Below are 20,707 nucleotides of genomic sequence, written 5' to 3'. Positions count from 1 at the left end.
GCCCGTCAGCCCGGGACGAGACGACCCCGCGACCGCCGAGACCCGTCCTCGCCCGAACTCCCCCGTCCCACCGGCCGGGTGGCGACGCGGAGGAGGTAGCCCCGTTGACACGTCGGCGACAACGCCTGATGGCCTGTTACCTGCTGTGGATGGTGCTGTTCACCGGCGTCTACTACATCAACCCCTCGCAGCGGATCATCTGGTGGACGGGCATCGGACTCGGCGGCTGTGCGGCCATCGTGGCCGGCATCCGCCTCAACCGCCCCGCGCACGCGCTGTGCTGGTACGCGCTGGCGCTCGCCAACCTGAGCTTCACCGCGGGCGAGGTCGTCCAGGTCGTCCAGACCCAGTTCCTGCACCTGCACAACCCGTTCCCGTCCGTCGCCGACGGCTTCTACCTGGCCGAGTTCGTGCTGTACGCGGCCGGCGTGCTCGGCTTCATCCGCTGGCGCACGGCCCGTCAGGACCGCGCCGGCCTGCTCGACGCGCTGATCCTCACCATGGGCCTGGCGCTGCTCGCCTGGATCTACCTGATCCTCCCGTACGCCCGCAACCCCGACCTCTCCTGGTTCCAGAAGGCCGTCTCGATCGGCTACCCGCTCGGCGACGTGGTCGTCCTCGCCCTGCTGCTGCGGCTGCTGACCCCGCGCGGCGGCAACAGCCGGGCGCTGCAACTGCTCACCGTCGGCACCGCCGGCATGCTGGTCGCGGACACCCTGTACGGGCTGATCCAGCTGCACGGCAACTGGCACATCGGCACCCCCGTCGACTTCGGCTGGGCCGCCTTCTACACCGCCTGGGGCGCGGCCGCGCTGCACCCGTCCATGGTCGAGCTGACCAGACCCGTCCCCACCCAGCAGCCCGACCTGAGCGCCGGTCGCCTCGCCCTGCTCACCCTGGCCTCGCTGATCGCCCCGGCGATCCTGATCATCGAGTCGCTGAACGGCAACACCAGCAACGCCGGCGTGATCGGCGCCTTCTCCGCCCTCCTGTACCTGCTGGTGCTGGCCCGGCTGGCGGTCGTCGTGGTCGCCCGCCGGCAGGCGATCGCCCGCGAGCGGGCCCTGCGCGAGGCCGGCGCCAGACTCACCGCGGCCGTCACCGTCGAGGAGGTCGCGGACGCCGTCCAGGCCACCGCCTCCACCCTGATGCCCACCGAGCCCGGGCACGTCGCCCTGCTCGCCGTCACCGAGGCCGGCGTCCTGCACGTGCGGCACGCCGAACGCGGCGCCGCCCAGCACCACCTCGGCCCCGTCACCGACTCCGACGAGGCGCTCGCCCTCGCCGCCTACCGGGAGACCCGGCTGCTGCCCGTCGAGGACATCGGCAGCGACCTCGCCGCCCGCCTCGACGGCATGCCCTCCGCCCTGCTGTGCCCGCTCACCCTCGACGAGCGCCCCTCCGGCGACCCGCTGATCGGCGCGCTCATCGTCACCGGCACCGCGCAGGAGCTCACCAGCCTGTGGGGCTCGCTGGAGATCCTGGCCGCGCAGGCCGCGCTGGCCGTCGAACGGGTCGTGCTGAGCCAGGAGGTCAACCGCCGCAACAGCGAGCTGTACTTCCGCACCCTGGTGCAGAACGCCAGCGACGTCATCCTGATCCTGGACGCCGACGACGGCGTCCGCTACGCCTCCTCCTCCGCCGAACGGGTCCTCGGCTACCCCAGCCTGGACGGCACCCTGCTCACCGAGCTCGTCCCGCCCGAGGACAGCCGGGCCGTCGGCAAGGCGCTGGCCCGGATGCGCGGCCCGGTGGACACCGCCCCGGCGCACGCCGCCCCGGCACACGCGCCGGAGCACTCGCCGCCGCACTCGCCGCCGGGCGAACCGCTGCACTCGCCGACACGCGAACCGCTGCGCGAACAACCCCGTGAGCACTGGCGGCTGCTGCGGCAGGACCGGACCCCGATCGAGGCCGAGGTCCGCTTCAACGACCTGCGCGCCGACCCGACGGTCGGCGGCCTGGTGCTCACCCTGCGCGACGTGACCGAGCAGCGCCAGATGGAGCGCGAACTCACCCACCGGGCCTTCCACGACTCCCTCACCGGCCTCGCCAACCGGGTGCTGTTCCTGGACCGGGTCGGCCACGCGCTGTCCCGCGGCGAGCGCAGCGGCGCCGTCACCGGGGTGCTCTTCCTCGACCTCGACGACTTCAAGGTGGTCAACGACACCCAGGGGCACGCGGTCGGCGACGAACTGCTGATCGCCGTCTCGCTGCGGGTCTCCACCGCGCTGCGCAGCTCGGACACCGCCGCCCGGCTCGGCGGCGACGAGTTCGCCGTCCTGGTCGAGGACGCGCTGCGCCCGGCCGACGTGGACGCCATCGCGGACACCGTGCTGACGGTGTTCGCAGAACCGTTCAGGCTGAGCGCGGGCGCCGTCCGGGTAACGGCCAGCATCGGCGTCGCCACCACCGAGGACAGCGTGGACGCGGCCGAACTGCTCACCCACGCCGACCTCGCGCTCTACTCCGCCAAGGCGGCCGGCCGCCGCCAGTGGCGCCACTACCAGCCCGCCCTCCAGACCGGGCTGGTGGAGCGGCACGAGCTGAACGAGAACCTGGACGCGGCGATCGCCGAATCCTCCTTCCAGCTGTACTACCAGCCGATCGTCGACCTGCGCACCGGCGACCTGGTCGCCTTCGAGGCGCTCGTCCGCTGGCCGCACCAGCGGCGCGGCATGGTGCTGCCCGACGAGTTCATCGCCCTCGCCGAGGAGAGCGGCCAGATCGTCCCCCTCGGCGCCTGGGTCCTGGAACGCGCCGCCCAGGAGGCCGCCGCCTGGCACGCCGCCAGCTCCGCCGACCGCGCCGCCGCCGGCCTCCCCCCGCTGCGGGTCAACGTCAACGTCTCCGCCCGCCAGTTCCGCGACGCCGGCTTCGTCGACGTCGTCCGCGGCGCCCTGCGCAGCTCCGGCATCGACCCGCACACCCTCGTCCTCGAACTCACCGAATCCGTCCTGATGCGCCGCGACGACCGCGTCCACGCCGACATGGCCACCCTCGGCGACCTCGGCGTCGGCATCGCCATCGACGACTTCGGCACCGGCTACTCCTCGCTCTCCTACCTGCGCGAGTTCCCGATCTCCATCCTCAAGATCGACAAGTCCTTCATCGACGGCCTCGGCCTCTCCCCGCAGCAGTACGCCCTCGTCGAAGGCATCACCCGCATCGCCGACACCCTCGGCGTCCGGGTCATCGCCGAAGGCATCGAACACCCCGAACAGCGCGACCTCCTCGCTGCCATGGGCTGCCCGCTCGGCCAGGGCTACCTCTTCGCCCACCCCATGACCGCCCCGCAGGCCCGCGCCCTCGTCGGCGGCACCGCGCACGAACCGGCCTGACCCCCGACCTCAGGGCCGCGCCCCAGGTCCACGCCTCAGGACCGCGTCTCAGGCCCGCGCCCCAGATCCACGCCTCAGGTCCACGCCCAGCGGATGCCCGCGACCCCGGGCCCCAGCGCGGTCGCCACCACGTGCGCCAGGTGGTGGCTGTCCAGGGTGAGGTCGGCCAGGCTGTCGTCCGGACCCTCCGAGTCACTCGCCGTGAACCACTGGCACTGCACCGGGAGTTCGCCCGGATCGAAGCGCACCCGCAGGACGTAGTGGTCCGCCGGGAAGCGGAAGGCCGCACGGTAGCGGCAGCACTCGGCCGCGCTGTGCGGGCGCACCTCGAAGGAGAACACCTGGGTCTCGGAGCAGTGCAGCGAGCGGTCGAACAGCAACTCCGCGAGCACCACCCGGGCCACCGGATCCCGACGCACCCGGCCCAGCCGGCAGCTGTCCCCCGCCACGATCTCGACGGCCCCCTCGTCCACCCCCTCGTCGCAGTCGTAGATCAGCAGCGCCCGGTCGACCCCGTCCTGACGGGCCCGGACCGCCACCATCGAACTGAGCGCCGCCAGTTCACGACGCGGCCCGACCGTCACCGTCGCGTACTCGGTGACCACCTGGAGCTTCCCGGCCGCCGGGCTGTCCAGATCCGCGAGCAGCCCGCCCAGATCACCGGGGGTGCGCACCATCTGCGGGTACGGGCGGGGCCCGCCGCCGTCGCGGTCCGCCCCGCCGCGCGGCCGCGGCGCACCCAGCAGGGCGGTGAGCGCGTGCGCCGGCAGCCCGAGGATCTCCTCCAGCGCGGCCACCACCCGTAACGACTCCGGGCGCTCCGGCCGGCGCAGCCCGCGCTGCCAGTAGCTCAGGGTCGTGACGGCGATCCGCAGTCCGCGCTCGGCCAGCCGGCTGCGCAGCCGCTCCAGCGGCAGCCCGCGGGCCTCGATCGCGGTGCGCAGCGCGAGGCCGAAAGGCCCGCTCCGCAGCGCGGCCAGCACGGCGGCGCTCTCCGGTGCAGCACCGGGCGGCGGTTCCTGACGACTGGCCATCGGGGCTCCCGGGGCTACTGGCCCGGCCGGCGCACGGCGGCGGCGGGGCCGAGGGGACACGGCGGCGGTGCGGGGGGCGAAGGGTGCGGACGGCGGCGGTACGGAGGGCGGGGGACGCGGTACGGGGGGACGCGGCGCGCTGTGAAATTACCGGCTTACCCCGGCCGCGTCCATATCCGGGAGCCCCGCTCCCGGCCACCCGTCTGCGGCGCAGCACCTCCGCCGCACCGCCCCTCTTCACAGCCCCGTTCACAGCACCGCCCGCTCCCCTCCCGGGGGTCTGGGAGCGGCCCGGCCTGCTGCCTACGCTTCCTAGCAACCCCGGTCCGGGCCCGCCGCGTCGGCCGCGCGGCAATCCCCCACACAGCACACCCCCACACAAGGCACACCCCAGGGCGGCGCCGGGTGCACACGGAGCCGCCCGTGCCCCCGCACGAAGGAGTTCCCCCATGAGCGGACCCATCCGTGGGTCGTCCCTGCGCGCCGCACTGGCCGCGCTGTGCATGCTGGCCGCCGTCGTGACCACCGGCGCCGGCACCGCCGCGGCCTCCCCCCAGGCCGCCGCCGGCAGTTCCCAGACCCTCGCCGCCAGTTCCCGGCTCAACATCTCCATGCAGGCGCAGGAGCAGGACCAGTGGTGCTGGGCCGCCTCCGGCAACACCATCGCCACCTTCCTCGGCCACGGCACCGACCAGAACTCGTTCTGCGACCTCGCCTACGGCCAGGACACCTCGTACCAGTGCCCCAACCAGCCCGGCCAGCTCTCCTGGGTGCAGAACGCGCTCTCCGCACTCGGGGTGTCCCCCGGTCAGGAGACCGGCGCCCTGTCCTTCAACACCATCGTCAGCGAGATCAACGCGGGCCGGCCGATCGAGACCGGCATCTCCTGGCTGGCCGGCGGCGGGCACGCCCAGGTCATCTACGGCTACGACCAGAGCAACAAGTCCATCTACTGGGGCGACCCGTGGCCCAGCAGCAACCGCTACAACCTGGCGTCGTACAGCTACTACGCCGGCTACAACGGCCAGTTCAACTGGAACGACTCGCTGTACCGGATCGGGGCGTGACACGATGACGCACTTCCGCGCCCCGCGCGCCCTCGCCGCCATCGCCCTCGCCGGCAGCGGACTGCTCGCCGCCGCCCCCGCCCTCGCCGCCACCCCGGTCACGGCCGCCGGCGTCCCGTCCGCCCCGTCCGCGGCCGACGTCACCGCGGCCGCCGCGGCGGCGAAGGCCGCCCCCGTCGTGCAGACCCTCGGCGGGTTCTTCGCCCACGGCTCCGGCCAGGGCTCCTCCGACGCCCGCCAGGCGCAGGCCGCCGCCCCGGCCCGGCTGGTCGGCGACACCGTGCCCGTGTACTACCTCAACCCGGACTTCGTCGCGGCGGCCTCCGTCGGGGCGCCGGTCGCGAAGTTCGCGTTCATGGCGACCGAGGCCGCCGCGGCCGACGGCCGCAAGGCCTCGGTGTGGACGGCCCCCGACCCGCACGACAGCGGGTCCTGGGCCGAGATCAACATAGCCTCCGGCAGCGACGAGACCGACCACGCCGCCGCCGCGGCAGCACTGGGCCGGGGCGCCGTCGCCTTCGAGGAACCGCAGATCCGGGCCTGGTACGCCCTGGTCGACGGCCAGGTGCGGCCGCTCAACCCGGACGCGGTCCGGTCCGTGGGCGACGCGGGCATCACCCTCGCCCAATACCAGCAGGTGGTCCACGACCGGTACGCCGACAAGCTGCCCGGCACCGACTACGCCAAGGCGCACCTGCTCGGCGGCTTCGACCGGGGAACGGCCCCCGTCGCGGCGCCGGCCGGCGACTCCACCCCGACCACCGCCCTGCTCACCGGGGCGGGCACCCTCCTCGCCGCCCTCGGACTCGGCACCGCGCTGCTGCGCCGCCGCCGGGCGGGCCGCACCACCGCCTGACGGCATCTACGCCCCTCTCTTTGCGGAGGCGAAAACGGAAATTCCTCACGGAAATTGACAGTAAGTCAATTTCAACCAAAACAACCCCAGGCCTCGCCCGCATCCGCGGGCGAGGCCTTCTCCACATCCGCGGCCGCCTCTCACCAGGGATGACACCAGAGAGGTGGCCCAGGTTTTCGCAACGCCCCTACACAAATGATCCGTTACGGAATCGTCATCCTGATTGGTCACTGGGAGTCAGCTGGGAGTGAGAGATTGTCCTTCGGCTTTAGGCAAGCCATTCTGAACAATGCATATTTCTTGAGAGAGTCTTTAATGTCACGACGGTTCCGGGCCTCGTCCGCTTTCGCGGGCGGGGCCTTCTCTACGCGTCGGATGCGCCCCGTATCAGCGCTCCTGACGCTCGGCCTGCTGGTGCAGGCCGGTGTGGTGGTGGACGCGGTGACGGCCGCTCCGGCCACCGCCGCACCCTCACCCGCCACTCCGCCCGCCGCTCCGGCCACCGAGGCACCTGACGAGGCTTCGGCGCTCCTGTCAGCCCGACTGCAGAAGCGACGGATCGAAGTCACCAACGCCCGGACGGAGTTCACCACGCTGTGGGCGAACCCGGACGGCACGCTGACCTCCGACCGCTCCACCGGGCCGATCCGGATGAAGGTCGGCGACGCCTGGGTGCCCGTCGACACCACGCTGGTGCAGACCCCGGACGGCAAGGTCGCACCGAAGGCGCACCCGGGCGGGGTGGTCTTCGAGGGCGGCGACGCCGGGGTGACGGTCGGCGACAGCCTGCCGGGCGCCGCGATACCGACGGCCGCACCGAGCACTGCTCCGACCGCGGCTCCGACCACGACTCCGAGCGCCGCCGCCACCACTGCGCCGGCCACGGCACCAGCGACGTCGCCCAGTGCGATACCGACGGCCCCCGCTTCCGCGTCCCCGTCGTCGTCCCCGTCGTCGTCTCCGTCCGCCTCGGCTTCGACCTCGGCTTCGGCTTCGGCTTCGGCCGACGCGAACCGGGCCTCCCGCAGCGGCGCCCGCGCCGCCGCCCCGGCCGCCGACCCGCAGTCCACCCCGGCCCCGGTCCCCGCCGAGCGCGAGCTGGTCAAGCTCGGCTCCGGTGAGCAGCAGGTCAAGTTCGGCTGGCTGGGCAAGCTGCCCAAGCCCAAGCTGGACGGCAACAAGGCGACCTACGTCAACGCCCGCCCCGGCGTCGACCTGGTCCTCGAAGCCACCCGGACCGGCTTCGAGCAGTTCCTGATCGTCAAGGACCGCTCCGCCGTCGCCCAGACCGGCACGATGACGCTCCCGCTGGACACCACCGGGCTCACCGTCGCGCCGCAGCAGGACGGTTCGATCCAGCTGCTCGACAAGGCGACCGGCAAGGCGACGGTCAAGATCCCAGCGCCCGTCATGTGGGACGCCGCGGTCGACCCGGCCTCGCAGGAGCACCTGAACCGCGGCCCGGTGACGATGGAGGTGCGCGGCCAGGGCGCGGACACCGAGCTGGTGTTCACCCCGGACGCCGCCTTCCTCGCAGATCCGAAGACCCAGTTCCCGGTCACCATCGACCCGGTGGTGGACGTCGGTACGACCTTCGACACCTACGTCCAGACGAACGAGAACATCGACGCCTCCTCGTCGACGGACCTCAAGCTGGGCAGCTACGACGGCAAGGTCGTGGCCCGGTCGTTCCTGACCATCCCGGGCGGGTCGTTCAACGGCAAGCAGATCCTGGGCGCCACGCTCAACGTCTACAACTACCACTCCTCGTCCTGCGTCTCGAAGCAGTGGGAGGTCTGGAACGCGTACGGCGCCAACTGGGGCACCCGCTGGGGCAACCAGCCCGCGATGGAGCGGAAGTGGGCCACGTCGAACGACACGTACGACATGGCCAACGACGGTGACAACCACGACTGCTACGCGCCCGACGGCTCGCTCTGGGCCAAGGCCGACGTCACCGAGATGATCCGGTACTTCGCCCAGTTCGGCCACGGCGAGTACGGCTTCGCCCTCAAGGCGGCCGACGAGTCCAGCAGCCTGTCCTGGAAGCGGTTCAGCTCCGCCGAGGGCGGCGCCGCACCGTACGTCTCGATCACCTACAACACCGTCCCGGCCACCCCGGCGACGGTGGAGGTGCTGCCCTCGCAGCAGGGCAACCCGCGCTACACCTCGGACGCGAACCCGCGCTTCCAGGTGCAGGCGGCCGACCCCGACGGCGACCCGCTGAAGGTCTACCTGGACCTGTGGCGCGGCGGCACGTTCATCGGCAGCATCGTCCGGGACACCCCGAACGGCACGATCGCGACCGTCCGCCCCTCCGACTACGGCATCGCCAAGCTCGACGAGGGCGTGCAGTACTCGATCTGGGCCATGCTCGACGACGGCAAGTCGCGCTCCGGCTGGGTCGGCACCAACGTCATCGCCGACACCGTCAAGCCCGGCACCCCGTTCGTGAGTTCGGCGGACTACCCGGCGGACGGGCTGTGGCACGGCACCGCCAACCAGGCCGGGTCGTTCACCTTCTCGCCCGCCCCCGGCACCGACGACACCGCGGCCTACGTCTACACCCTGGACGGCGGCACCCCGGTGACGGTCGCCGCGACCGGCGCGCTGACCACGTCGATCACGCCGACCACCGAGGGTCGGCGCGTGCTCAGCGTGCAGTCCAAGGACCGCGCGGGCAACCTGTCCCCGCCCGCGACGTACACCTTCCAGGTCGGCCAGGCGGGCATGAGCTCGCCGGTCAACGGGACCCAGTCCGCGAAGCGCGTCAAGCTCGCGGTCGACGCCCAGGCGCAGTTCCAGCGCGTCGTCTACCAGTACCGCCGCGGCCCCGGCGCCACGGAGTACAACGTCCCGCGCACCAACCTGACCAAGGCGGACAACACCGCGGTCACCGAGGACAAGCCGCGGCTCGCGGACCTCGGCCCGCACGCCAACTGGAGCGTCCTCGACACGCTCGGCCAGGTCGGCGGCGTCGTCCAGGTCCGCGCTCTCCTCTTCCCCGAGGACGGCTCCGGCAACGGCTACGCCACCGTCTGGAACACCATCACGGTCGACCGCAACGCCGACGGCGCGGCCAGCACGGGCATCGGCCCCGGCTCGGTCAACCTGCTGACCGGTGACTACTCGACCGACGTGACCGACGCCGACGAGCGCGGTCTGTCGGTCAAGCGCGCCACCTCCTCGCGTGACGTCGGTCGCGGTTGGCAGCCCCAGGGCGAGCGCCTGACGCTCAACCAGCGCCAGGTCGGCACCGACCTGACCGGCTTCACCGCCGGGCAGGCGACGCTGTCCCGCTCCACGGCCCGCGGCCACGACAACTCGCCCGACTCGCTCCTGGTCGTCCCGGCCGGCTCCGGCTGGGACTCCTTCGCCGCGCTCGGCCCCGAGTACACGCTCGGCCAGGGCATGCAGCCCGGCAAGACCTACCGCCTCACCGGCTGGATCTACGTCCCCGGCGCGACCGGCCTGGACAACCCGCTGGCGAACCGCGGCCTGCGGATGGTCGGCGTCTACCGCACCCCGGCCGGCTACGGCGAGACCGCCTCTCCGAAGGCGTCGTTCACCGACGGCTGGCAGCAGCTGACGCTGGACCTGACGGTGCCCAAGGACGCCACCGAGGCCTGGTTCCGCCTCTACAACGGCAACACCGCCGGCAGCGGCAAGGAGGTCTTCTTCGACGATCTGTCGCTGAAGGAGATCGTCGCCCCGTTCGGCCCGCAGTGGGCCGGCGGCCCGGACGCGGGCACCGGCTCGGACTTCCGTGCGCTGTCCTTCCCGCAGTCCGACCTGGTCGAGATCAAGGGCAACGACGACACCTCGCTGACCTTCGCCAAGGGCACCGACGGAACGTTCTTCCCCGAGCCGGGCGCCGAGTCGCTGTCGCTCAAGGCCGTTCCGGCCAAGTCCGGTGCGATCGTCCTGTCGACCAGCGGCCAGTGCCTGGAGGTCCCGAACGGCGCCGCCGGCAACGGCGCCAGCCTGCGGCCCGCCGCCTGCACGGGCGCGTCAAACCAGCAGTGGACCCGTGGGGACGACCTGACCCTGCGCCTGCTCGGCTACTGCCTGGACAACCCCTGGGGCCAGACCGGCAACGCCACCCCGCTCACGTTGTGGGGCTGCAACGGCGGCGACAACCAGCAGTGGGAGGTGCGCACCAACGGCACGGTCATGAACCGCCACTCGGGCCAGTGCCTGGACGCCGACAAGGGCGCCTCGATCTGGGTCTGCTGGGCCGGCCCCAACCAGGTCTGGGACATCCAGACCGCCGGCACCGCCTACGAGCTGAGCGAGCTGGACGGCTCGAAGACCGTCTTCGCCCGCCAGGCCGGTTCGAACATCTACCAGGTGGTCAGCGAGACGGGGCCCGACGCGGCCTCGACCACCCGCTACCAGTACGACACCACCGACGGCCGCTCGCTCGTCAAGCGCATCGTCCCGGCCGTCGAGCCGGGCATCGACGACGTCAACGGCTGCACCGTCGACCCACTGCCGCGCGGCTGCGAGGTGATGGAGTACGACTACGCCAAGGTGACCACCGCCACGGCCGCGACCCCGGGTGACTACCTGGACCGCGTCCGCGGCGTGAAGGTCTGGACGTGGAACCCGGCCACCTCCAAGCAGGAGGCCGTCGAGGTCGCGCACTACGCGTACGACGACCGCGGCCGCCTCACCCAGGTCTGGGACCCGCGCCTGGCCACCCCGCTGAAGACCGCGTACAGCTACGACGACGCCGGCCGGGTCACCCGGATCGGCAGCGCCGGTGAGCTGCCGTGGAACTTCGACTACGGCAAGGCCGCCGTCGACCAGGATCCTGGCCGTCTGCTCAAGGTCCGTCGCGGCACGCTCGCGCCGGGCAGCAAGGACCAGGTCACCGGCGAGAACGCCACGTCGGTCGTCTACGAGGTGCCGCTGACCCGCGGCGCCGGCGGTCCGTACGACCTGGCGGGCTCGGACGTGGCCAAGTGGGCGCAGACCGATGCGCCGACCGACGCCACGGCCGTGTTCGGTCCCGAGGACGACCCGGGCACCAACACCGCCTCGGCCGCCAAGCCGGGCGCGGACGGCTACAAGCCCGCGACCGTCCACTACCTCAACGCCTCCGGCAACGAGGTCAACACCGCAACGCCGTCCGTCACCCCGGGCGGTGACATCGACACCAGGGAGTACGACCGCTACGGCCACGTCGTGCGCGCCCTCTCGGCCACCAACCGTTCCATCGCGCTCGGCGTCCACCCGGACGCGGACAAGCTCGCTGCCGAGCTGAACCTGACGACGGCCGACTCCGCCTCGCGCGCCCGGCTGCTGGACTCCCGCACCGTCTACACGGCCGACGGCCTGGACGTGGCGGAGACCCTCGGCCCGGTCTACCGTGCCTCGCTCGCCGAGCAGGTCAACGGGCAGACCAACCCGGCCGTCGTCACGGCCGAGGCCGAGAAGCTGCCGCAGCTCGGGACCAACGCCAAGGTCCAGATCGACAACGACTGCTGCGGCGTCACCTGGTCCGGCGGCGCCCAGCTGGGCATCCGCGGCGCGGCGGCGGGCGCGTTCGACGCCATGCGCGTCACCGTTCCCGAGGAGGGCGAGTACGTCCTCTCCGGCCAGCTGACGAAGAACAGCGACCACGGCGTCATCCAGTGGGCGATCGACGGCAAGGACGTCGGCCAGCGGATCGACACCTACAGCGCGAGCGCCGCGGTGGCCCCGTACACCACCGGCGCACCCGTGAAGCTCACGCGCGGCGACCACGAGCTGAAGCTCACCGTGGTCGACACCAACGCGGCCAGCAGCGGCGAGCGGTTCCACACCGGCATCGACACCGTCACCCTCACCAAGGCGACGGTCAACCCGACGCTGGCCGCAGGGACTTCGGTCGTCGCGCGGGACCACAACACCAACACCTACGACGAAGGGAAGCCCGACGGCCAGGCCTACCACCTGGTCACCACCGCCACCGACGGCGCCCGCATCGACGGCTACGCCGACGACGTCGAGCTGCGCGTCACCAAGACCGGCTACGACACGCCGATCGGCGGCACCTCCGGCTGGAAGCTGAAGACGGCCACCTCGGTGACCACCGACGCCCTCGGCGCGAAGCTCACCTCTCTGGTCAAGTACGACGCGTCCAGACGGGCACTGGAGTCCCGTAAGCCCGGCTCCAACGGCAACGACGCCGGGACCGTCAAAACCGTGTTCTACACCGCCGGCACCAACCCGGACGACGCCGCGTGCGCCAACCGTCCCGAATGGGCGGGCCTCCCCTGCGTCACCACGCCAGGCGGCGCCGTCACCGGGGCCGACGCCTCGCGGATGCCCACCACCCTGCCGGTCAAGCGGGTCACCCGCTACTCCGCGTTCAACGAGCCGGAGGAGACCACCGAGACCAACGCCGGCAAGTCCCGCAAGACTGTCACCGTCTACAACGAAGTGGACCGGATCGTCTCCACCGAGATCACCTCGGACGACGGCAAGCCCCTGCCCAAGGTCACCACCGAGTACGACGCCGCCACCGGCGGCATCGTCAAGACCACGGCGGACGGCAAGTCGCTCACCCGCGTGCTGGACGCGCTCGGTCGGCTGATCTCCTACACGGACGCCGACGGCTCGACCACCACCACGGAGTTCGACCGGTTCGGCAAGCCGGTGAAGGTGAGCGACCAGACCGGATCCACCGCCTACGCCTACGACCGCGCGAAGGAGCCGCGCGGACTGGTCACCTCGATCAACGACAGCGTGGCCGGTGAGTTCACCGCCAAGTACGGTCCGGACGGCCAGCTCGTCGAGCAAACCTACCCCGGCGGGATCGTCCGCAAGGACACCTTCAACGCCGTCGGCGAGGCCACCGGCCGCACCTACACCCGCACCTCGGACAACACGGTGGTCTGGGCCCAGACCACCGACATGTCCACCCAGGGCCAGGTCGCCAAGGACACCAGTTCCACGGCCACCCGCTCCTACCAGTACGACCGGCTCGGCCGGCTGGTGAAGGCCGAACAGACCACGGTCGCCACCGGTTGCGTCACCCGGCAGTACGCCTTCGACGCCCACTCCAACCGCCTGTCCAAGCAGACCTCCCCGCGCGGGGCGGCCGGCGAGTGCAGCACGGCCGGGGCCACGGCGGAGAACCACACCTACGACAGCGCCGACCGGCTCACCGACGCCGGCTTCGTCTACGACGCCTTCGGGCGCACCGTGAAGACGGCCACCGGCGCGACCAACACCTACTGGGCGAACGACCGCGTCGCCGCCCAGGAGAAGGGGGACACCAAGCAGGAGTGGGCCGTCGACGCCGCCCACCGTCTGACCGCGTTCACCACGGCCAAGAAGCAGGCCGACGGGTCGTGGGCCAACGCCACCTCCAAGCTCAACCACTACGGTGACGACTCCGACGAGGTCCGCTGGACCATCGAGGACACCACCCAGGGCACGCTGACCCGCAACGTCTCGGGCCTGGACGCCGACCTAGTCGCCACCACCAGCAAGACCGGTGACGTCCAGCTCCAGCTCACCAACCTGTTCGGCTCGGTGGTCGTCACCACCGACACCGCGCTCACCAAGCCGGTGGTGCTGGACTTCGACGAGTTCGGCATCCCGCAGGACGGCCAGGCGAACGTCCGCTACGGCTGGCTCGGCGGCAAGGAGCGCTCCGCCGAGGCCCAGGACGGCGACATCCTCATGGGTGCCCGCCTCTACAGCCCGGCCCTCGGCCGCTTCCTCCAGATCGACCCGGTGCCCGGCGGCAACGCCAGCCCGTACGACTACTGCACCGGCGACCCGATCAACTGCACCGACCTCGACGGCAACTGGGGCATGCCCAAGTGGCTGAAGAAGACGGTCGAGGTCGTCGCCAAGGTCGCCGAAGTCGCCTCCTACATCCCCGGCCCCATCGGCGCCATCGCAGCAGCCGTCTCCTCGGTCTCCTACGCGGCGACCGGCAACTGGGAGAAGGCCGCCGAAATGGCCGTCACCGCAGCGGCCCAGGTCGTTGGTGCCGGGCCGGTCGTCAGGGTGGCAGCCGCAGCGGTCAAGAGCACCAGAGCGGCAACCCGTGTCGGACGGGCCGCCTCCGAGTCCAGGGCCGTGTATCGAGGCGCAGCGCCCAAGATGAAGTCCGCGGCGAAGAACTGCGGCTGTGCCTGCAAGCGAAGGAACTCCTTCGCGCCGGACACTTTGGTCCTCATGGCGGACGGAAGTCGCCTGCCGATTCATGAGATCGGTATCGGAGACCGGGTCATGGCCATCGATCCACAAACGGGAGAGGCATCCGAACAGCCCGTCCTCGATGTGATTGTCGGCTACGGGGACAAGCACATGGTCCAGATCGACACCGACCTGGACCCTCTCACCAAGCCGCTTGAGGCGACCTCCAACCACCCCTTGTGGGTGGTCGGCCGGGGTTGGGTCGAGGCCGGTGAGGTGAGCCCGGGTGATGACCTCCTGGGGTCGGACGGGGCCACGAGTACCGTCACCTCCACGGTGGACCTCGGAGAACTGAGCGGGGAGCTCGTCTACAACCTCACTGTCGGCGATCTGCACACGTTCGTGGTCATCACCTCGGGCGGCTCGGAAATCCTGGCTCACAATGACGAGCTACCCCCGGCCTGTAAGCTTGGGAACAAGCTGAATGAGGCGGATGCCAACAAAATTGCCACCAAGATGGGCTTCGTCAAGGTTGGCGGTCGTTCACATGGAGCAGACGTCTACCAGAAGGGAAATGTCTTCATATCCCGGGACCAGGACAAGCACACCGGCGGCGGATGGAAGGCTGCCTCCTCGGTCAAGAAACTGGGGAGCAACAACACCCGCCTGGGAACCTTCTGTAAGCACATGTGCCACAGGATTGCGAAATAGCTGATGCACCAGTACCGCGTCGTCAAGTACTCTGCAGCAGAACGGGACGGATCGACACCGTCCTGGACCAGCTTCTCCGACATCGGCGAGACCTTCGACGGTCAAACTCTGACGGAGTCGGAGTACGTCGAGACGGAGAACAAGTATCTTTCGGCAATTCGCGACTTCATGAGCCTGGGCGAGATCTCATCGCTCCAGGTCGACGGACTGGAGATCTACGAGGAGAGCTCCTGGTGGGGGGAGATACAAGAGGGAGAGATCCTTCCAGCCGAGAAGGTGATCGCCCTGTCCAAGTCGATTCTTCGACAGGATTTCGTCTGGGCTCGCCTGATTCGTCGCGATGATTTCTTCATCCACTTCGGATACGACTACTACATGTATGTAGGGGTCGCAAATCCTGCGGACCGGGCCATCGAGAGATCGCGGCGCGCCGGACTCTACGTCGACGAGTTCGAGTCCCCCTATGCGGATTAGGTAGCAGACGTCCTCGACTCGCGAACCCAATGACGGGAGTTCCGACCTCCGTCTCGCGAGACACCACTTCGGAAGCAGATCGCCATCAGATAGAAAGGAAGATTCCTAGACAGCACCCAGGTGGCCAGCCATCCTTTTCGGTGGACCACTCTGCGGACAGCAGAACCCCATATGAATAGCTGTAGCTGTCGAGGCGGCGGCGACGTTCTGTCGCCGCCGCTTCTCAACCTCGCGTCCGAGAAAATCCCCGGAATCGGGCTGCAAGGAGCTGCTGGCCGGCTACGGGCGGGGGACGAAGGCGAACCGACGGGTCGAAGGTCTCGTGGCCGAGTTGGAGAGGGCGCGGGCCTCAGCGATCCCGTCCTGAGCCCCTCACGCCTCCGTGTTCAGCGCCCGGGAGAGGGCGGTGAGGAGGGGGAGAGTGGGGGCAGCGTGGCCGGCTTCGACGGCGCGGATCTGGGCGTCGGTGAGGTCGGCGCGCTTGGCGAGGTCCGCGATGGAGAGGCCGAGGGCGGTGCGGCGCTCGCGGACGGCGCGGGCGAGGGCGCCGGCCGGGTCGCCGTCCGGGTGGGCGGGGAAGTCCTCGATCAGTGGGCGCGCGCGGTTCACCGGACCTCCTCATTGCCGGGCGGGGGCGCACAGCCTGACACGTGATCACGGCGGGAAGTGCGAAGCGGCGGTCAAGGATTCTTGACCGCCGCTTTGTCGTCCGGCTACTTGACTCGCTACTTGACGGGGTGCGGGTGGCCGAGGTGCGGGAAGACGGGGAGGACGTCGGTGTGCGGGGGGATATGGTCGCTGGTGATCTTGCCGCCGGAGACCATGGTGAGGCGGGCCGAGGTCACGTCGTCGACGAGGGTGCGGCCGTTGGGGTAGGCGGCGGGGCGGGAGCGGTCGTAGCGGAGGATGTCCGGGAGGACGAGCTTGAGGGTCTCGGTGGCGGCCTCGGTGGTGTAGTCCCCGGTGTGCTGGAGGACAGCCGTCCAGGCCTCGCGGTAGGTGTCCCAGTCGTCGGCCGGCTCGCCCGCGTTGTACGCGTCCTTCACCTCCTCCTTGTTGAAGTAGGCGGTGAGGGAGGGGTGCGCGCCACGGTCGACGGAGACCAGCTGGCCGTCCTGGCGGAGGCTGACCCGGGCCCAGACGCCGATCGTCGGGTCGGGGCCGAGGTCGGTGTCGGGGACTTCGAGGGCGATGCCGAAGACGTTGGCGTCGGCCATGGCGTCCTTGCCGGTCCAGGTGAAGTCGTTGACGATCCCTTCGAGGTCGGCGAAGAAGGGATCGCTGCGCAGGCCGACGGAGAGCTTGCGGCCGTTCGCCTCGATGACGTCGGGCGCGTCCCCGAAGGCGACCGGGGCTTCCGAGAACAGGACGTCCCCGGTGGGCTCGTGCTTCTGCGCGGCGACGCCGGTCGCCCGGTGGACGGTGACGGTCTGGGCGCCGGTGTGGGTGGGGGCGGAGAAGGTGAAGGAGTAGGCGACGTCGGCGCGGTGGTCGCCGTCGGTGTCGATGTTGATGCGGTACACGGCGTCGGGGTGGAACTCGGCCGCCTGGGTGGGGGCGTAGGGGTTCGCGTTCATGATCAGGACGGTCCGGCCGGGCGCATCGGCGGCCGGAAAGGCGAACACGTCGGTCAGGTCGAGCCGCGAGTCGCCTCGGGGCGAGCGGAGGTTGGGGCCACTGAGGTGATGGGACATGGGACCGTTGGTAGCAGCCCCCACCCGACACCGGCCCGACGACACCCGCACTCCGCCCACCCGTCCGCCGATTGGCCGTCATCCCCCGACGGACCGCCGACGGTACGCCGACGGCTCGCCGCGCGGAAGCGGCGAGCCGTCGGGAGAAGGCTGAATCAGACCTCGGCGGCCGCAGCGAACGCCACGAACGCCTGCCACGAGGCTGGCTCGAAGGCCAACTGCGGGCCGCTCTTGTCCTTGGAGTCACGCACGTGGACCACACCAGGCGTCTCAGCGACCTCGACACACTGAGCTTCCTCGTTCGTGCTGTAGCTGCTCTTGAACCAGAGGAGTCCGCTGCTCACTGTTCCCCCTATACGTGACATGGCTCGGGATGCTTCGCGATACGCCGGCGAGCTCGCCTCAGCTGAACGGTGGACTGGCTATGGAAAGCCGATCAGATCCCGGCGGTCGCGACGAACGCCACGAACGCCCGCCACGCGGTCGGCTTGAACACCAGCTGCGGACCGTCCTTGTCCTTGGAATCACGCACGTGGACCACGCCAAGGGTCTCGGCGACCTCGACACAGTTGGCATCCTCGTTCGTGCTGTAGCTGCTCTTGAACCACGCCAGCTCGCTACTCACTGCTCCCCCAAAACGTCGGACAGCGCCAACAGTTCGACGGTACGCCGACGGCTCGCCGCGCGGAAGCGGCGAGCCATCGAGAGAAGGCTAAATCAGACCTCGGCGGTCGCAGCGAACGCCACGAACGCCCGCCACGCGGTCGGCTCGAACGCCAGCTGCGGACCGCTCTTGTCCTTGGAGTCACACACGTGGACGACGCCGGACGTCTCAGCGACCTCGACGCATGCGGCATCCTCGTTGGTGCTGTAGCTGCTCTTGAACCAGTCCAGCTCGGCCATGCTTACCGCTCTCCCAGAATCTGCTCGATCAGGGTCAGGGACTCCCTCAGCTCCAGGGCCTGAGCCCGGATGCTGCTGTACCGTGCGGCCATCCGATCCAGGCCGGCCGACGGGCCAACCCTCCGCATTCGGGGCAGCATGCTGAGTGCTCACCGAATCCATAGTCGGCGCGTGTCCAGGGCACCGTGGTTTTCCCCGGGCCGACGGAGGCCCCCTCGGACGCCCGAGCCGCTACGCTTAGGGCATCACCGCTACTCGATACTTGACGCAGCGTCAATTTATCGGCAGTGGACTGTACTTGAGTTTCGATGGGCTTCATTACGCCACGCCGCTTCACCATCGCGGAGCGCGGCTTCGCGCTTCACTCCTGCCTCACCACCGCTGCGCGCCGGGGCACCACCCCTTCAGCGAACGGAGTGGGAAGTCGGCCCCGCCGACTTCCCACTCCTCACGCCGAAACCGCACGCCGTCAGGCCTCGGCCCGCACACCGCCGCCGCTGCCGAACACCGCCTTGATGAGCCGGTCCAGCGCCTTCGGGAATTCCTGTGCCGGGTCGGATGCGGAGTCGCCGGTGGTCAGTCCGGCGGTCAGGGTCTTGCTGCCGTCGGGGGTGCCGATCATCAGTGCCCCGTAGCCGCCGGGGGCGCCGCCGTTGTGGTGGACGATGGTGCCGCCGTCGGGGCCGAGGTCCTGGACGAACAGGCCCAGGCCGTAGCCGAGCATCCCGTGCGGCGTGCGCATCTCGTCCAGCAGGGGGGCGGGCAGGAGCTTGCCGCCCAGGAGTGCGGCGAAGAAGGTGCGGAGGTCCCGGGTGGTCGAGATCAGGTCGCCGGCGCCGACCAGGAGGGAGAGGTTCTGGCGGGCGACGTCGACCACCTTCCACTGGTCGCCGTCCTGGTAGCGGTAGTAGCCGTGGGCGTGCGGCGCGGGGAGCTCCGGCGAGTCGCCCGGCACCACGGTGTCCCGCAGTCCGAGCGGCCGAAGGATCCGCCGCTGCATCTCCTCGGCGTACGGGCGGCCGGCGGCCTGCTCGATCAGGAGCACGGCCAGCGTGTAGTTGGTGTTGGAGTAGCTCTGGTCGGTGCCCGGCTCGAACCGTGCCGGCTTGGACAGGGCGAACTGCACGAGTTCCTCGGGCCGGTAGCTGTGGAACCGGTTGTCCACCCACTCCTTGCCCATCGCGGGGATCCCCGGCACGAACGTCCCGTCAGGGTCGAGGTCGCCGGTGTAGCTGGCCAGGCCACTGGTGTGCTGGAGCAGCATCCGCACGGTGATCCGCCGGTCCAGCCCGAACTGCGGCAGGTGGTCGGCCACCGGGGTGTCCAGCCCGATCGCGCCGTCGGCCACCAGGTGCAGCACCAGGGTCGCGACGAAGGTCTTGGTGGTGCTGCCCACCCAGAACTTCCCGTCCACCGACGGCTTCGCGGCCTCGCCCAGCTTGCGCACCCCGGCGCTGCCGACCCACTCCCCGTGCTCGTCGTGCACGCGCAGCTGTATCCCGGCGAAACCGGCGTCGACGAACTCCTGGATGGCTTGCCGGAGCTCCGGGCGGTCCTGCCCGGCGGCGTCCTCGGCGGCGATCTCGGCGGCGTAGCGGGATTCACTCATGGTTGTTCCTTGTCTCGCGATCGGGGTGTGCGGGTGCGGGCTGGGGCTGGGGCTGGGGGCTTCAGAGGCTGCGGGCGGTGATGTCGCCGTAGGCGGTGGTCGCGTGGATGCTCAGGCCGGCGGCGGCGCCGTCGGTGTTCTTGAGCGCGTTGTGGATCCGGCCGTAGGTGGTGCCGGCGTCCAGGGAGGCGGAGACGCCGCGGGCGGCGCCGACGGAGACGTCGCCGGCCTCGGTGCGCAGCGTGATCGTGCCGTGCACGGCTTCGGTGATGTGGATGTCGCCCTTGGCGGTGGTGATCTCGGCGGGGCCGTCGAGGCGGCCGACGGAGATGTCGCCGGCGAGGACTGCGAGGTGGGCGCCGGCGGTCTCGTCGAGCTTGACCGAGGCCTGCGCACCTTCGAAGGTGACGTCGCCGAGGCGGCCGACGCCCCGGAGTTCGGCGCTGGCCGTCTTCGCCTGGATGCGGGAGCCGGCGGGCAGTTGGACGGTCACCTCGACGGTGCCGGACTGGCCGAGGATCCGGTTCTCGGCCGCCGCCGCCTCGATCCGCAGGACGCCGTCGGCGTATTCGACGGTGGTCCGCTCCGCCGCCTTCACGTCGCGGCTCTTCGAGGCGTCGGCGGGCAGGACCTCGACCGTGGTGTCGGTCCGGTCGGCGGCAATGAACCGGATGCGCGCGGCGGGGATGTCGAGGACGGCGGAGACCGGGGCGGGGGTGGCGAACTTCTGCATGATGCTCTCCTGTGGCTCGTTCTTTCTGACAACAGAAACGCTACGTTGCCTTCACGCTTCACGGCAACAGGCATGTTGCGCACAATCAGCATCACTACAGGTCAGCGCCGCATTATCGTTGCAACAGTTACGGATTTAACGCA

General features: G+C 70.5%; 13 protein-coding genes. 5 read left to right on the top strand and 8 right to left on the bottom strand.

The features are described 5' to 3' along the window. Positions 1–104: 104 nt before the first annotated feature. Positions 105–3,341 carry an EAL domain-containing protein gene (locus AB0R04_RS00305; RefSeq protein ID WP_363366736.1) on the top strand — a complete coding sequence of 1,079 codons (3,237 nt, stop codon included), beginning with the start codon at positions 105–107 and terminating at the stop codon, positions 3,339–3,341. Positions 3,342–3,415: 74 nt separating this feature from the next. On the opposite strand, the gene AB0R04_RS00300 is transcribed toward AB0R04_RS00305, so the two are convergent. After that, positions 3,416–4,375 (bottom strand): helix-turn-helix transcriptional regulator, encoded by a 960-nt coding sequence (locus tag AB0R04_RS00300; protein WP_363366734.1) that lies wholly within the window; start codon positions 4,373–4,375, stop codon positions 3,416–3,418. 449 nt (positions 4,376–4,824) lie between these two features. Here AB0R04_RS00300 and AB0R04_RS00295 point away from each other — a divergent pair, with 449 nt between their 5' ends. The 4 genes from AB0R04_RS00295 (at position 4,825) to AB0R04_RS00280 (ending at position 15,625) form a co-directional block, all read left to right on the top strand. Beyond that, on the top strand, positions 4,825–5,442 hold the full coding sequence (locus tag AB0R04_RS00295; protein WP_363366732.1) for a papain-like cysteine protease family protein: 618 nt from the start codon (positions 4,825–4,827) through the stop codon (positions 5,440–5,442). 4 nt (positions 5,443–5,446) lie between these two features. After that, positions 5,447–6,298 carry a hypothetical protein gene (locus AB0R04_RS00290; RefSeq protein WP_363366730.1) on the top strand — a complete coding sequence of 284 codons (852 nt, stop codon included), beginning with the start codon at positions 5,447–5,449 and terminating at the stop codon, positions 6,296–6,298. 375 nt (positions 6,299–6,673) lie between these two features. After that, positions 6,674–15,151, top strand: coding sequence for a ricin-type beta-trefoil lectin domain protein (locus tag AB0R04_RS00285; RefSeq protein WP_363366728.1), 8,478 nt, complete (start codon positions 6,674–6,676; stop codon positions 15,149–15,151). A gap of 3 nt (positions 15,152–15,154) precedes the next feature. Further along, positions 15,155–15,625: a hypothetical protein gene (locus AB0R04_RS00280; protein WP_363366726.1), complete on the top strand. Its 471-nt coding sequence runs from the start codon at positions 15,155–15,157 to the stop codon at positions 15,623–15,625. Positions 15,626–15,997: 372 nt separating this feature from the next. Here AB0R04_RS00280 and AB0R04_RS00275 read toward each other — a convergent pair whose 3' ends face one another. The 7 genes from AB0R04_RS00275 to AB0R04_RS00245 form a co-directional block, all read right to left on the bottom strand. Next, positions 15,998–16,234 carry a helix-turn-helix transcriptional regulator gene (locus AB0R04_RS00275; protein WP_363366724.1) on the bottom strand — a complete coding sequence of 79 codons (237 nt, stop codon included), beginning with the start codon at positions 16,232–16,234 and terminating at the stop codon, positions 15,998–16,000. A 116-nt stretch (positions 16,235–16,350) separates the two neighbouring features. After that, the gene (locus tag AB0R04_RS00270; RefSeq protein ID WP_363366722.1) at positions 16,351–17,319 is read right to left on the bottom strand and encodes a DUF4331 family protein; all 969 of its coding nucleotides are present in this window, start codon (positions 17,317–17,319) and stop codon (positions 16,351–16,353) included. A gap of 155 nt (positions 17,320–17,474) precedes the next feature. Further along, entirely contained in the window at positions 17,475–17,684 is a 210-nt protein-coding gene (locus tag AB0R04_RS00265) for a DUF397 domain-containing protein (protein ID WP_363366720.1), read from the bottom strand. Positions 17,685–17,755: 71 nt separating this feature from the next. After that, a complete protein-coding gene (locus AB0R04_RS00260) occupies positions 17,756–17,944 on the bottom strand; it encodes a DUF397 domain-containing protein (protein WP_363366718.1) in 189 nt (62 codons plus the stop codon). Positions 17,945–18,036: 92 nt separating this feature from the next. Then, positions 18,037–18,222: a DUF397 domain-containing protein gene (locus AB0R04_RS00255; protein WP_363366716.1), complete on the bottom strand. Its 186-nt coding sequence runs from the start codon at positions 18,220–18,222 to the stop codon at positions 18,037–18,039. Between the two features lie 469 nt (positions 18,223–18,691). Beyond that, positions 18,692–19,831: a serine hydrolase domain-containing protein gene (locus AB0R04_RS00250; protein WP_363366714.1), complete on the bottom strand. Its 1,140-nt coding sequence runs from the start codon at positions 19,829–19,831 to the stop codon at positions 18,692–18,694. Between the two features lie 61 nt (positions 19,832–19,892). Beyond that, a complete protein-coding gene (locus tag AB0R04_RS00245; protein ID WP_363366712.1) occupies positions 19,893–20,564 on the bottom strand; it encodes a DUF4097 family beta strand repeat-containing protein in 672 nt (223 codons plus the stop codon). Positions 20,565–20,707 lie beyond the last annotated feature (143 nt).

The sequence above is a fragment of the Kitasatospora sp. NPDC056731 genome (genome assembly GCF_040687675.1).
Lineage (GTDB): Bacteria > Actinomycetota > Actinomycetes > Streptomycetales > Streptomycetaceae > Kitasatospora.
This window is presented reverse-complemented; position numbering and strand designations above follow the sequence as displayed.